Source organism: Noviherbaspirillum galbum (genome assembly GCF_010974945.1).
Lineage (GTDB): Bacteria > Pseudomonadota > Gammaproteobacteria > Burkholderiales > Burkholderiaceae_D > Noviherbaspirillum > Noviherbaspirillum galbum.
Window position 1 is genome coordinate 347,835 of the sequence record NZ_JAAIVB010000078.1, and the last position, 14,408, is coordinate 362,242.

The window sequence follows — 14,408 nt, forward strand, 5'->3', positions numbered from 1 at the left end:
GATGGTCCGTGGGTCAGAACTGCATCGAGACAAAGAAGGCAAGCGCGTTTTCCGTGTAATCCTGGTCAGGCACGTTGGAGAAGCGTTGCTGGCGCCGTACTTCGACAAGCCCGGTCGTGCGCTTTCCGATCTGGTGCGACAAGCCGAGGCGCATGGTCTTGATCCGGTCCAGGCGATCGTTCGAGAACGAGCTGATGCGTGCCAGCCCGGCGGTGGCGTCGATCGAGGTCAGCGGCGACAGGCGCATGCTCCAGGTTCCCGACAGCCCGGTTTGCAGTACGTCGTCGGACAGCACCGTCACGCCGGTGCCGGCTGGGGTGCCCGCATCCAGCGGCCGGCGGCGCTGGCTCGTCAGTTGCAGCAGCACGGTATTGCGCGCTCCCTCGAAGGCGACCGAAGCCAGCCAGGTGCGCTGCAGGTAAACCCGGTTCGACAGGCCGAAGATGTTGCTGCTCAGGGTGGCGGGAAGGTTGTTGGCGAGGATGAAAGCGTTGACGATCCGCTGCCTTGCCGCCGGATCGGGGATGCTCGCCGCCCACAACTGGTTGAGGAAGCTCGCGGTTTCGACGGCGTCCGCGCGGGGCGTTGCATTCTGCGTCGATACGTCTTCGTTGTAGGTGACGTTCCAGGCGGTGTGGGCGGAGCGGTGCTGCGCCGTCAGGGAATAGGTGCTGCCGAAATAACGGTGTCCGAGGCTGGCGCTGAGCAAGGAGCGTTCGGATGGCGTCCAGGAGGCGCCAACGGACCAGAGGCGGCCGCTCGGGCTGGAACCGGTATAGACGTAGTTGTTGTTCTCGTAGCCCGCGGTCGCATTGAGCGCCACGCGCGGCGTGATCGCATACTTGACCTGCGCGGTGTATCGATTCAGCTTGACGTCGTCGGCGCTGGCGTAGTCGATCTTTTCCTGGTCGGCGGTGAGCGTCCATCCCCAGCGTCCGAAGCGCGGGCCGCTCGACACGCTTGCAAGCAGCCTGTCGGTCTGCCCATCCAGGGCCCTGGTTTCGCTGCTTTCCGTCTTCTGCCAGGTGTAGCGCAGTTCACTGGTGGCGGTGCTGTCGAATTCGTGCCGGAGGTAGGGACTCAGGCTGTAGGTGCGGACTTCGGTACGGTTCGCGGTCAGGTTGACCGGGTCGATGAACTGCGGGCCGAAGGAAGACAGGCGCTGCTGGGAGACGTTGACCGCGCTGTCGAGGTAGAGCCAGTCCTTCACCAGGTCGCCGTGCGCGTCGAATACCGCCGTGTGCTGCACCTGCGATGGATTGGATTCGTTGTGGTAACGCAGGTAGTGCAGCGCATACTGGCCGCGCAGCTTGAAGCGCGCGCCTTCCACCGCGACGTCGAGCCGCGGGATGAGTTCGGTAACCCAGTCGTGCATCGCCGCCGGTCCGGTCGACAGGTTGATGTTGTCGCTGTAACTCTGGCGCAAGCCGATTCCGGGTGAAACCGTCCAGTCCGCCGCCTGCGACGCGTCGCATGCCAGGGCAAGCAAGACGGCCGCGAGCCAGGGGGCACGCCGGCGCGGCAAGCGGAGTGGGGGACGTTCAGTACGATCCATACTTGGCTTCGGTGGCGAACAGGCGAGCCTTGTTGAAGACCAGGCTGACGTTCGAGCAACCTTCGATGAGGGTCAGCGCTTCCTTGAGCTGCTTCTGCGTGGTGCGTTCTGCCTCGACCACGACCACGACCTGCCCCATGTGCTGGGCCAGCACCTGGGCCTCGGTGGTCGCCATGAGCGGCGGGGAATCGAAGATCACGATCCGGTCGGGATACCGCATCGCCAGTTCCTGCAGCAGGCGCGCCATGTCGTGGCTCGCGAGGAGTTCGGTCGCATGGCGGCTCGGCTGGCCGGCCGGAATGATGCTGAGGCTGGGCACGTTGGTGTGGATGATGGTTTCCGCGACGTCCATGCCGGGATTGCGCAGCAGGTCGAGCAGGCCGGTATCGGCCTGGATGCCGAGCGTCTTCAGCACGGATGGGCGGGCGACATCGGCGTCAACCAGCAGCACCGTGTAGTCCTTTTCGGTGGCGATGCTCATCGCCAGGTTGATGGCGCAGAAGGTCTTGCCCTCCTTTGGAAGGCTGCTGGTCACCATGATCAGGTTGGGCGGATTGGGGATGCCCGACTTGCCGACGGACGGCGCGCGGACGGGCAGGGCGTTGCGCAGCAGCGGACGCTTGATGATGCGGAATTCCTCGCCCACGCTGGTCCGCTCGCCGTTCGACACCACCATGCCGAGTTCGTGCATGCGGTCCAGGTCGATCTTGGCATACTGCCGGGGGTGAATGGATTCCGGCAGGTTGCGGGGAAGCGGGGTCACCGGTGCGAACGATGGTTCCGCGGCGAGCGTCTGCGCCTGGTCTCGCTCACGGTCGCGCTGGATGCGCTCCTGCAACCGTTCGATGGGCTTCATTCCCGCATGCTCCGGGAGCGGCGTGTCATTCCGGTTGCCGGCGGCATTCGGGACGGGCTGGGCTTGTTCAAGCCGCCTTGCGGCGTTTTCAATGATGCTCATGGATCACCGTAAGTCAGTTGATCGATTCGGAATTCGGGAAACGCGGCCTACAGCGCGCGCATCATGGCCATGCCGTAGATGGTCAGCAGCATCAGGAAGGACACGCCGAGCAGGTAGCCGCTTCGTCGTTCCCGGCTACGCTGCGGTGCCGTCCAGTTCATGGAGACCGTGCCCAGCAGCGGCAGCGAGGTCGCCTGCCGCAGGCTTGCCTGACTCATGTAGGTAGGCCTGGCCTGGCTCATCAGCAAACCGCTTCCCATGCCCGCCACGAGCGATGCGGCAAGGACGATGGACAGCAGGCGCAGGCGGTTCGGGCCGATTGCCTTTTGCGGAATCACCGGCGGATCGATGATCTTGAATTTCACCATGCCGGTCGAAGCCAGTTCCTCGGACAATTTCGCCGCTTCCCGGCGGCCGATCAGCTTCTCGTAATTTTCCTTGTTCACCGCGTAGTCGCGGTTGAGCTGCGCCAGCTGGGATTCCACCTCCGGCACGGCGTTTACCATGGCCTTCAGGCGTGCATAACGGGACTGGTACTCGGTCACGCGCGCGGTGAGCGCGGCGACAGAGGCTTCGGCTTCCGCCAGCGAGGCGCCGAGCTGCTGAAGCATGGGGTTATAGTTGGCGCGTCCGGCCGGGCGCTCGCGCCGCTTCTTCAGTTCTTCTTCCTTGCGCGCTTCCAGCTGGTCGATCAGGCGGCGGGTGGAGACGATGTCAGGATGACGGTCGGTGTACTGCATCTGCAAGCCGTCGAGCTTGCGGTACAGCTCCTGCAGCCGACCGTCGAATTCGGATTCGCTGGTCGTTACCGTTCCCTGGTCCACCAGCAGGGAAGTGTCTTCGCCGGCAAGCTGGCGGCGCAGGACGTTGCGCGTCTGTTCCGCTTCGCGCAGGTCCAGCCTGGCGCGTTCGAGCTGGTCCGTGACTTCGCCGATTCTCGCGGCATAGGTGGCGCCGTCGCGTGGCAGCACTTCGGCGTGGCGGATCTTGAAGTCCTTCAGCGCATTCTCCGCGCCGAGCAGCTTCTGCTCGTAGCTCTTGATCTGCTCATCGATGAAGGCGACCGCCTTTTGCGAATCCTGCTTTTTGTCGCCGAAGCTGCCCTCCACGAAGATGGTCAGCAGCGACTGCACCACATCCTTGGCCAGCTTTGGATTGCGGTGATGGTAGGTGATGGTGTAGATGTCTTCCTTGGCGGTGCCGGTCAACTTGATGTCGTTGGACAGTTCGAAGACAAGCTGCTCCATGTCCTTGCTGGTCTTGGCCTTGATGTCGAGGTCCACCATGCGAATCAGCCGCTCCAGGTTGGGACGGCTCAGGAGCGTGCGGCTCATGATGGACACCTGCTGTTCCATGTTGGGCAGGCTGGTCATGCCCGACATCAGCGGTTTGAGCACGCTTTGCGTATCGACGTAGACCCGCGCCGTCGCCTCGTACTTGTCGGGCATGAAGAATACGACGGCTGCGCCGCCGGCAAAGACGAGCCAGGATATGGCAGCCGCCCACCAGCGGTATTTCCACACTCCCTTGATCGCGCTCATCAGCTGGTTGCTTAACTCTTCCATGGCTGCCTTCCCTGTTGACCGGCGTTCTGTTCTTGTTCGGCTGCCGCGCTGTGGCGGGCCGTTCGTTCGATCGGCAAAAAGTTGCCGTCTCGACAGGGTCAAATATTGGCAGGATCACACCGTCCCGAAATGACGAATATCAACAAGTTGGCAGGGTCGCTGATGCGTTTCTAAGATTCGCGAGCAAATGTCGAATAGCGCAAGCTCTTGTCGAGCGTGGCAAGCGCCAGTCTTGAGAAGAAGCAGGAAGGGCGCTGGAGATTTGACTTTTCTCAATGCAAAACCGGCTTGTTTTGAGAGGCACTTAGCGGAATCGAATAGCCAACGGGTGGTTTTCTCGTCCAAACCGATTGCGGCGGCAACGATGGGAGGTGAGCATCAAGCCCGGCCTTGAGTGTCGATGAACCTTACAACTCCACTTCGCTGACGCAACCGGCCAGCGACAAGTCATTGAAATGAAAAGCCTTTGATTGCTGGCATGCAAATCGCATCATTTGCGATACAGGTTCTGGCAGACCTTTTCCGTCGCAATGGTTCTGCCGGGCCGCACGATAACGAGAAATGCAAAAGGGAAGGGGACCAGAACAATGACATTGCTACGCTTGCGTGGCGGATGCAAGGGCAAGGACGCCTGTTTTTCAATCACCGGTACGATGTGATGGCAGCGCGCGATTACGACCCCGGCACATGCCGTTTCATCACGTCAGGCGCGGGCATGCGTCCCGAGGCATTGGCGAACCTGCGAAGGACCGTCGAATGATCAGGCGGCGTCATCGGTTCCCGCCCGGGGACGGACAGGATCGAAGCAGCACTCATGGCCATCATCGATAGCCGCAGCGCCAGGGAGGTCTTCGAGAGTTCCTTCGTATTCGCGCCGATCGGCAAGGCCCTCGTCGGACTGGAAGGCCAGTTCCTCAAGGTGAACAAGGCCTTGTGCGACATGGTGGGGTATGGCGAAGAGGAATTGCTGCGCACCTCTTTCCAGCAACTGACCCACCCGGAGGACCTCGATAACGACCTCGCTTTCCTGAGCACGCTACAGACGGGCCGCATCCCGAGTTACCGGACGCAGAAGCGCTACTACCACAAGAACCGCAGCATCATCTGGGTGGAAGTGAGCGTTGCGCTCGTGCGCCGCGAGGATGGAAAGCCGCATTTCTACGTGACCCAGGTAAGCGACATTTCCGTCAGCAAGCAGGCGGAAATGGTGGGCAATGCCTTCTTCATTCATTCGCCCGACCTGCTTGCGGTCACGACGTCCGATGGCCGCTTCGTCCGTTCCAACCCTGCCTGGGATGGCCAGCTTGGCTGGGCCATGGATGATCTTGCAGGCTTGCACCTCCTCGCGCTCATCCACCCGGATGACCGCGAACTGGCGGTGCAGTCCCATGAACGGGTCAGGCACGGCGAGGCGCCGGCGCGCTATGAAAGCCGCTGCCTGACGGTGCATGGAGACTATCGCTGGGTCGAGTGGACCACGGTGATCAGAAAGGACTTGCACTTCTACCATGCGGGTCGCGATTGCACGCACCGGCGCCTGGCCGCCGACCAGCTCGGCATGATCACCGCCGAGACCCGCGAGATCGTCGATCACATGCCCGTCCTGATGGGTTACTGGGATCGCAACCTCGTCACCCAGTTCCTGAACAAGCCTTTCTCCGCCAAGCTCGGCGTGGCGCCGATGGCTGCGAAAGGAGTCGCCTTGCCCGCCCTCGTTGGCGTGGAGCTGTATCGCAAGCATGAACGCATGATCCGTCTTGGGCTGCAAGGCCATCCCGTCTCCTTTGAACAGGACTTTCCGGACTTGCGGGGCAACATGGTCAAGACCCGGGTGTCCATTCTTCCGCAACGTCATGGGGCAGAGGGGATTTACATCATCGTCACGGCAGCCGAAGGGGAGGCGGCGAACGGTGGGATATAGGGGGACATGCTTATGTGGCGCGGACTGGCGAGCCGGCGTCGGTTCGGTGCCGACAGGTCTGTTGCAGAATGGAAATGAACGTATGCGAGCTAATTGACACAGAGTGGCATCCGCGTTGCTCGAAGCTGCCGCCTGGACAGGGTGGTTTCACTAACTTGTCTGCCAACGTCCCGCGACTTCCATTCTGTGTTGAGGCTACCATGAGCACACCCTCCATCCGCATTTCATGCAAGCAGCCTAACGCCGCGATGCCTGACGCCGCTACCAAGCAGCTGCAATGCCCGCAAGTGGTAAGCATGCACCAAGGCCCGTCGTCATTGGCACCAAGAACACGCGACCAGGCCGGCGCCGCGGGCATCGGCGGGCGCGGCCTGGGTGAGCCGTCGTCCGGCCTCCAGCCGAGGTTTTCGACCGGAACAAATCGCGTCATGGCATTCGATCAATACGGAATGAACAAGGAAGTGGCGCGCGATGCCATCATCCAGCACGTTCGTCTTCTTCGACGCAACGGATGGCAGGTCACCGCCCGCCAGGTGTACAAGAAAACGGCCGCGCTCGTCAGTGCTTATCTTGCCGTCGAGCGCAGGGCCGGCGGAGAGGGTGGTATGAATGTCGCCGACGCCGAGCGCAACACGCATGTGCTGCTGGAACTCCTCAGCCATCCGGATGCAATTCGTCCAGCATCGCGCTCTCCGGTTGCCCGGCCGCTCCCGGAATGCATGCCCGACTATGAAGCTATCCTCGCCCTCTTGCATGCCACGGAGAGCGGGGCACTTGTGCGAAGTTCTCATCAGCCCTTCAATCCTGGGACGACTGAACGACCGAGCGGCCCGTCGCGCCCTATGCAGCCATGTCAAGAAGCACCGCAGGAAATGGAGCGCGCGACACCGCTTACAGGTAACCATGCAATGGCGGCCTTCGAGGAAAACCCGCCCTTGTATATCGGGGATCAAAGATGTGCGATCCTGAATTCAAGCTCGCTCGATTACGACCTGCTGCATTCGGCCCTACCGATCGGCAGTCATCAACCTACCGCGTTCAAGCCCAGCATCCTTTCATCGCACGACTACAAATGTTGGGCCCGCTTCAGTTGGGCGTCCATCCTGGAACAGTACGCCGGACGCGGGGACGGTGCCCAAAAACTCATCCAATTGATCCGGTCGCAATGCTCGATCAGCGCAGAAGAGGAAGACCTCATTACCAGAATGGTGGGGGCCATCGCCAAGTGGGACAAAAAAACGCAACTCCCAATCGACATGATCATGAAAGATGGCAGGCTGACCGATTTCCACACCCGGGCAGCGGATGGCGAGGCGCGTGCGGGTAATGCCGAAGCCAGCCTCATCCGCATTGCCAAGGCGCTCCTGGAAAACGCCGGCTACCGGGCGACCAACGGGAATTGGGCGGACATGCAAGACTCGGACAGCATCACCATGCTGCATCAATTGCTCCGGGCCGATCTCATCATGATCCTGCATAACAGCACCAGAGACTTCAGCCGGTCGGAATTTGAAAAATCACAAGTCCAAGTAGTCTGGTACGGAAAAGACAGCCCTCTCGCGCGGTGGGCGGCGGCGCTGCAAACGCAATCGAAGGCGGCGCGCAGTGAAGCGCTGATAGGGCACATGCTGAAACTTCCCGTAGGCTTTTTCAGGAAGGACCATGTAAATTACATTGGCGCAAGGGCGGGTAGATGAACGAAGTTGGTGGCTTGCAGATTTCGACAAGCAGGCGATAACGGCATTGCTGGACCGCAATCATCCAGGCTACCCCATGTCGATGTTTGCCCTGTCTCTGGCTTGCGTCTATTATTGTGGTTTATGAAACAATATTCTGCAATGTGGAACTAAGGCGGAGCGGCGAGGTGCGGCTACGCCGGTCGAGAACACTCGCTTTTCCGCTGCCATCTCCAATCAAGAACCATGAGACAACCCGCCAGCCTGCCCCCGTTTTTCGCCGTCCGCTTCTCCTCGCTTGCCGTTGCATGTGCTGCCACGCTGCTTGCCGGCTGCAGCAGCAAGCCAGTCGTTGCCCCGGAGCAGGTCAAGGCTCCCACTGCCCCCTCTGCCGCCGTTTCGGAAAATGATTATTCCAACGGCGACAACTGGTTGTGCCTGCATGGCCGCATCGATGCCTGCAGTGTCAATCTCGATGCCAGCGTCTTCCGTCGCGGCGGCGAACCCGCCGGCCATGAAGGCTACCAGCCTGCGTCTAATCCCCCGGTCGATTGCTTCTACGTCTATCCCACCATTTCCAACGACCCCACGCCCAACAGCGACATGAATCCGGGACCTGAGGAAAAGCGCGCGGTGGAACACCAGTTCGCCCGGTTCGGCAGCGTGTGCCGCCTATTCGCGCCGGTGTACCGGCAAGTGACCATCCAGGGCCTGCGCAGCCGACTGACAGGCCAGCCGATGGCGGTCAATCCGCAGGTGGCCTATGGCGACGTGCTCGCGGCATGGCGGTATTATCTCCAGCATCACAACCAGGGACGCGGCATCGTGCTGGTCGGTCATTCGCAGGGAGCGCGCATCCTGAGCGAGTTGCTGCGCCAGGAAGTCGAGGGAAAGCCGGTGCAGAAGCAGCTGGTGTCGGCGCTGCTGATCGGCACCAACATCAGCGTCCCGCCCGGGAAGGACGTCGGCGGCACTTTCAGCCAGCTGCCGCTTTGCAGGTCGGCGTCGCAGGCTGGCTGCGTAATCACTTACGTATCTTTCCGTGATCGCCTGCCGCCGCCGGCGAACAGCCTGTTCGGGCGGGTCGGCGATGGCAGCCAGGTGGCATGCACGAATCCGGCGGCCCTCGGCGGCGGACGCGGCGTGCTGCGTTCCTATCTGCCGGTCCAGACCAACCTCACCGGCCAGGCCCATGACAAGACCGCCTTTGCCGCCATGGCGAAGCGAGCCGACGCGCCGTTTGCCAGCCCGGAGGGCATTGCCAGCGCCGAATGCGTCCAGCGCGACAATGCCTCCTATCTCAGCGTCAGCATCGATCCGGCCTACACCGCGAAGGGTATCGACATTGCGGGGGACCTGTACTACGGCGATCGCCTGTTGCAGGAATGGGGCCTGCACCTGGTTGACGTGGACCTGGCGCAAGGCAACCTGATCGACATCGTGCGCCAGCAGTCAAAGGCCTGGACCACCGCCAATCGCTAAAGCGCGTCGTGCCGTTCTAGCTTCCATACGCGTGCAGCAGGAATTGCAGGAAAGCTTCCGCCGGCGGGCTCAGGGGTTTGGACGGATGCCAGAGCACGCCGACCTCCATGTGCGGCACCGCATCCAGGATCGGCCGCGCCTCGATGCGCTTGCCCTCCAGGGACCAGGGACGGAACACCATGTCCGAAAGAACCGTCACGCCGAACCCGTGGGCCACCAGTCCACGCACCGCTTCGATGGAGGACGTCCGGAACACGATGCGCGGCCTCGACTTGCGGTTCTTCCAGTAGGCCAGGGTCGATGCTTCGGCCTCGTCGGCCGTCACCTGTATGTAGGGATGCCTGGCAATGTCAGCCAGCGACGGCGCGGGAATCTGCGCCAGCGGGTGGGTCGGCGCTACCCAGAGCTGGCGGCGGGAACGCACCAATACCGCATGGGAAAAGCGGTCAATGCGCTGCACGTTGGAAATGATGGCCACGCCCAGGTCGACTTCCGCTTTTGCCACCGCCTGTTCGATGCCGGGCCGGTCGGTGTCGCGCAGGTCGATTTCCACGTCCGGATAGCTGGCCCGAAAGCGCGCCAGAAGTTCAGGCAGGAAATAACCCAACACAGTGTATGACGCCGCCACGCTGACGCTCCCGCGCAGCGTGCCCTTGCGGAAGCGCGGGTTGTGCACCGCATCGCGCACCGAGTCCAGGATGTGACAGGCGTTATGGAAAAAATCCTGCCCCTCGGCGGTCAGCGCCACGCCTTGCGCCAGGCGGTCGAACAGCTTGATGCCTAGCTCTTCCTCCAGCGCCAGCACGGCATTGGTGATGGTGGATTGCGAGACGTGCTCGTCGCGCGCCGCCATGGAAAACTGGCCTGCCTTCGCGGCTGCGACAAAGTAGCGCAACTGCCTGAGGGAAACATTATCCGCCATGCGTTTTCCTGATATCGCCAATGATAATTCGTGATTTTACGATACCTTGACGGCTGACTATACTTTGTCAAAGTGCCCTTATCTATGGCCGACAATCATCCGGAGACCATGCCATGAACATGCCGATCGACCCGACCCGCCTCGAGTCCATTACCCTGGACGACAAATACACCCTGGAGCGGGGCAGAGCCTTCCTCACCGGTACCCAAGCCCTGATCCGCCTGCCCATGATGCAGCGCCAGCGCGACCTTGCCGCCGGACTCAACACCGCCGGCTACATCACCGGCTACCGCGGCTCGCCGCTGGGCAACGTCGACATGACGGCGATGAAGGCACGGAAGCATCTCGAGGCTCACCACGTCAAGTTTCATCCCGGCATGAACGAAGACCTCGCGGCCACCGCATGCTGGGGCACGCAGCAGGTCAACCTGTTCCCGAAATCCCGCTACGACGGCGTGTTTTCCATGTGGTACGGCAAGGGCCCCGGCGTCGACCGCTGCGGCGACGTCTTCAAGCATGCCAACATGGCAGGTACCGACAAGCATGGCGGCGTGCTGGTGATCGCCGGCGACGACCATGCCGCGAAATCTTCCACCACCGCCCACCAGAGCGAACACATCCTCAAGGCCTGCGGCATCCCCGTGCTCTACCCGTCGACGGTCCAGGAATACCTCGACTACGGCCTGCACGGCTGGGCCCTGTCGCGCTACACCGGCCTGTGGACGGCGATGAAATGCGTGACCGACATCGTCGAGTCCGGCGCCTCCGTCGACCTCGATCCGGAGCGCGTCAAGATCCTCCTGCCCACCGACTTCGAGCTGCCGCCCGGCGGCCTGAACATCCGCTATCCCGACCCCGTGCTCGACCAGGAAGCGCGGATGAACAACTTCAAGTGGTATGCCGCGCTGGCCTACGTGCGCGCCAACAAGCTCAACCAGATCATCTGGGACAGCCCGCATGCCCGCATCGGCATCATTACCGCCGGCAAGTCCTACCTCGATACCCGCCAGGCGCTGGCCGACCTTGGCATCGACGAGCAGGTGGCGCGCGACATCGGCATCCGCCTCTACAAGATCGGCATGACCTGGCCGCTCGAAGCCGACGGCGTGCAGCAGTTCGCCCGCGGGCTCGACGAGATCCTGGTGGTAGAGGAAAAGCGCCAGATCCTCGAGTACCAGCTGAAGGAAGAGCTCTACAACCTGCCCGACGGCCAGCGGCCCCGCGTGGTCGGCAAGTTCGACGATACCGGCGAATGGAGCGGCAACCATCGCGAAGGCCACGGCAACTGGCTGCTGCCGGCAACCTATGAACTCAACCCGGCGCAGATCGCCCGCGCCATCGCCGCGCGCATCTCGCGCTACTTCGCCGGCCATCCGATCGAACAGCGCATCAAGGAACGCGTCGCCTACCTCGAGGCCAAGGAAGCCGTGCTCAAGGTCAGCGCCGCCAAGCCCGATCCCAACAAGGACCGCGTCCCGCACTTCTGCTCCGGCTGCCCGCACAACACCTCGACCCGCGTGCCGGAAGGCAGCCGCGCGCTGGCCGGCATCGGCTGCCACTACATGGTGCTGTGGATGGACCGCTCCACCGCGACCTTCACCCACATGGGCGCGGAAGGCGCATCCTGGATCGGCCAGGCGCCATTCACCGACGAGGGACACGTGTTCCAGAACCTCGGCGACGGCACCTATTTCCACTCCGGCCTGCTGGCAATCCGCGCCGCGGTCTCGGCCAGGGTCAACATGACCTACAAGATTCTCTACAACGACGCGGTGGCCATGACCGGCGGCCAGAACGTCGACGGTCCGCTCGACCCGGCGATGATCTCGCGCCAGATCGCGGCCGAAGGCGTCACGCCCATCGTGGTCGTGACCGACGAACCTGAAAAATACCCCGCCGGCTACAACTGGGCGGCGGGCGTCACGGTGCGCCACCGCGACGAGCTAGATGCCGTCCAGCGCGAACTGCGCGAGGTGAAAGGCGTCTCCGCCATCATCTACGACCAGACCTGCGCCTCCGAAAAGCGCCGCCGCCGGAAGAAGACCGGCAAGGACGGCAAGCCGCTGTACCCGGACCCGGCCAAGCGGGCGGTGATCAACGAAGCCGTGTGCGAAGGCTGCGGCGACTGCAGCGTGCAATCCAACTGCCTGTCCGTCGAGCCGCTGGAGACCGAGCTCGGCCGCAAGCGCCAGATCAACCAGTCGTCGTGCAACAAGGATTTTTCCTGCGTCAAGGGCTTCTGCCCGAGCTTCGTCACCGTCGAGGGCGGCCAGCTCAAGAAGCCGAAGAAGGCCGGCGCCGGCGCGGATGACGGCGGCAAGCGGACCGTTCAGCATCCCATCCTCGAAGGCAGCAAGCTGCCCCAGCCCCAGCTCCCGGGCACGCGTGACCCCTTCGGCATCCTCGTGACCGGGGTGGGCGGCACCGGCGTGGTCACCATCGGCCAGATTTTGGCCATGGCGGCGCACGTCGAGGGCAAGGGCTGCTCGGTGCTCGACATGAGCGGCCTGGCGCAGAAGGGCGGGCCGGTAATGTCCCACGTGCGTCTCGCCGACAATCCGGACGACATCCATTCCACGCGCGTCGGCACCGGCGCGGCCGACCTGGTGATCGCCTGCGACGAAATCGTGACCGCCAGCCGCGACGCCTTGTCCCGCATGGGCGAGGGCCGGACCCATGCGGCCGTCAATTCGACCTCGTCGCCGACCGCCGCCTTCGTGCGAAACCCGAACTGGCAATTCCCGCAGGCCAGCGCCCAGGAATCCATCCGCGCCGCGTGCGGCGGCGACCGGGTCGACTTCCTCGATGCCGGCAAGATTGCCACCGCGCTCATGGGCGACAGCATCGCCACCAACATGTTCATGCTCGGCTATTGCTGGCAGAAGGGCTGGGTGCCGCTGTCCGAGGCCGCGCTGCTCAGGGCCATCGAACTCAACGGCGTGTCGATCGACTTCAACAAGCAAGCCTTCGTCTGGGGCCGCAACGCCGCGCACGACTGGGCTGCCGTGGAACGCCTGGCGAAGATGAACAGCACCGCCGCGCAAGTGATCGAGTTCAAGCGTTCGCCCTCGCTGGAATCGCTCGTCGAGCACCGCGTGAACTTCCTCACCGCCTACCAGAACGCCGCCTACGCCACGCAATACCGCGAGATGGTGTCCAAGGTCATGGCCGCCGAACAGCAGGCGACCGAGCAGCGTCCCCTGCGCCTGACGGAAGCGGTGGCGAAGTCCCTGTTCAAGCTCATGGCCTACAAGGATGAATACGAAGTCGCCCGCCTGCACAGCGACGCCGCGTTCAAGGCCAAGATCGAGGGCATGTTCGAAGGCGACTACAAGCTGAAATTCCACCTTGCGCCGCCCTTGCTCGCCAAGCGCGATGCCCAGGGCCACCTCGTCAAGCAGGAATTCGGGCCGTGGATGATGAAGGCCTTCAGCATGCTGGCCGGATTGAAGTTCCTGCGCGGCACGGCCCTCGATGTCTTCGGCCATACCGAGGAACGCAAGACCGAGCGCGCCCTCATCGAGCAATACAAGAAGACGGTCCTTGCCCTGCTTCCTGGCCTCAAGCCGGAAAACCTCGGCACGGCGGTGGCGATTGCCGCCATTCCGGAAGACATCCGCGGCTTCGGCCACGTGAAGGAAAGGAACCTGAAGGCGGCCAAGGCGAAGGAAGCGGAACTGCTTGCGGCCTATCATGGCAAGGGCGCTGCCGCGGGAAATTCCCAGCAAGCCGCTTGATATAAGCGAAGGCAGGCCGGGAACGGCACCCCAGCCAGCAAGCTCCCGAAACCCCTTGTAGGAATAGGCCTACAAGGGGTTTTTTCATTCCATATCAAGCAAGCACTTGATTTCCTGGATATATTTCAAAAATATGTTGCCAAAGATTAAACATAGGGTCGGTTTTGGCGTTGTTAATCCTACAACATGTAGGACGTTTCCGACATTCCGTTGCGTTTAATCAAGCTCTGTCATCAATTAGAAATAGATACTTGCACCTGTACCGATCAACGACTCCTTCAGGACGCAAAACGCCATGTCTCATCTCTACGCCAGCACTGACGCCGCCATCGAACAACTCGTCGACGCCATGTGCAGCCCCGATGCCGATGACCGCCAACGCCACGTCTGCCGCGAATCGCTGCGCAGCCTGGTTCGCCTCGCAAAGTCGGAATACCGCCTCGAAATCAGCAAGCACGTCGACCGGGTGGCACATCTGCCTGTGAAGGTTTTCGACAGGGAAGAGATCACCCTCGTCTGACACGGACACGCGCAAGTCGCGTTCCAGGCGCCGGCCGCTCTCGTCGAGAGGCCGGCTTTTTTTTGTGCCGGC

The 14,408-nt window shown here is 62.4% G+C and carries 10 protein-coding genes; 6 read left to right on the forward strand and 4 right to left on the reverse strand.

The window, feature by feature from the left end:
- Window positions 1-13: 13 nt before the first annotated feature.
- The 3 genes from G3574_RS24170 to G3574_RS24180 are packed head-to-tail and all read right to left on the reverse strand — an operon-like array spanning window position 14 to window position 4,078.
- Entirely contained in the window at window positions 14-1,555 is a 1,542-nt protein-coding gene (locus tag G3574_RS24170) for a TIGR03016 family PEP-CTERM system-associated outer membrane protein (RefSeq protein WP_163968093.1), read from the reverse strand.
- On the reverse strand, window positions 1,542-2,513 hold the full coding sequence (locus tag G3574_RS24175) for an XrtA-associated tyrosine autokinase (protein ID WP_163968094.1): 972 nt from the start codon (window positions 2,511-2,513) through the stop codon (window positions 1,542-1,544). Before G3574_RS24175 ends, G3574_RS24170 begins: the two co-directional genes overlap by 14 nt.
- A 47-nt stretch (window positions 2,514-2,560) precedes the next feature.
- Complete coding sequence (locus G3574_RS24180; protein ID WP_163968095.1) at window positions 2,561-4,078, reverse strand: XrtA system polysaccharide chain length determinant; 1,518 nt, start codon at window positions 4,076-4,078, stop codon at window positions 2,561-2,563.
- A 478-nt stretch (window positions 4,079-4,556) separates the two neighbouring features.
- Here G3574_RS24180 and G3574_RS24185 point away from each other — a divergent pair, with 478 nt between their 5' ends.
- From G3574_RS24185 to G3574_RS24200, 4 genes are all read left to right on the forward strand, one after another.
- Window positions 4,557-4,838: a hypothetical protein gene (locus tag G3574_RS24185; RefSeq protein ID WP_163968096.1), complete on the forward strand. Its 282-nt coding sequence runs from the start codon at window positions 4,557-4,559 to the stop codon at window positions 4,836-4,838.
- A 54-nt stretch (window positions 4,839-4,892) separates the two neighbouring features.
- Entirely contained in the window at window positions 4,893-5,999 is a 1,107-nt protein-coding gene (locus G3574_RS24190) for a PAS domain-containing protein (RefSeq protein ID WP_163968097.1), read from the forward strand.
- Window positions 6,000-6,199: 200 nt separating this feature from the next.
- Entirely contained in the window at window positions 6,200-7,696 is a 1,497-nt protein-coding gene (locus tag G3574_RS24195; RefSeq protein ID WP_163968098.1) for a hypothetical protein, read from the forward strand.
- Window positions 7,697-7,921: 225 nt separating this feature from the next.
- On the forward strand, window positions 7,922-9,157 hold the full coding sequence (locus G3574_RS24200) for a DUF3089 domain-containing protein (protein ID WP_163968099.1): 1,236 nt from the start codon (window positions 7,922-7,924) through the stop codon (window positions 9,155-9,157).
- Between the two features lie 16 nt (window positions 9,158-9,173).
- Here the strand turns inward: G3574_RS24200 and G3574_RS24205 are convergent, their stop codons facing one another.
- Window positions 9,174-10,079, reverse strand: a complete 906-nt coding sequence (locus G3574_RS24205) for a LysR family transcriptional regulator (protein WP_163968100.1) — start codon at window positions 10,077-10,079, stop codon at window positions 9,174-9,176.
- A gap of 113 nt (window positions 10,080-10,192) precedes the next feature.
- Between G3574_RS24205 and G3574_RS24210 the strand changes: the two genes are divergently transcribed.
- Entirely contained in the window at window positions 10,193-13,816 is a 3,624-nt protein-coding gene (locus tag G3574_RS24210) for an indolepyruvate ferredoxin oxidoreductase family protein (protein WP_163968101.1), read from the forward strand.
- Between the two features lie 295 nt (window positions 13,817-14,111).
- Complete coding sequence (locus G3574_RS24215) at window positions 14,112-14,336, forward strand: hypothetical protein (protein WP_163968102.1); 225 nt, start codon at window positions 14,112-14,114, stop codon at window positions 14,334-14,336.
- The last annotated feature ends 72 nt before the right edge of the window (window positions 14,337-14,408 follow it).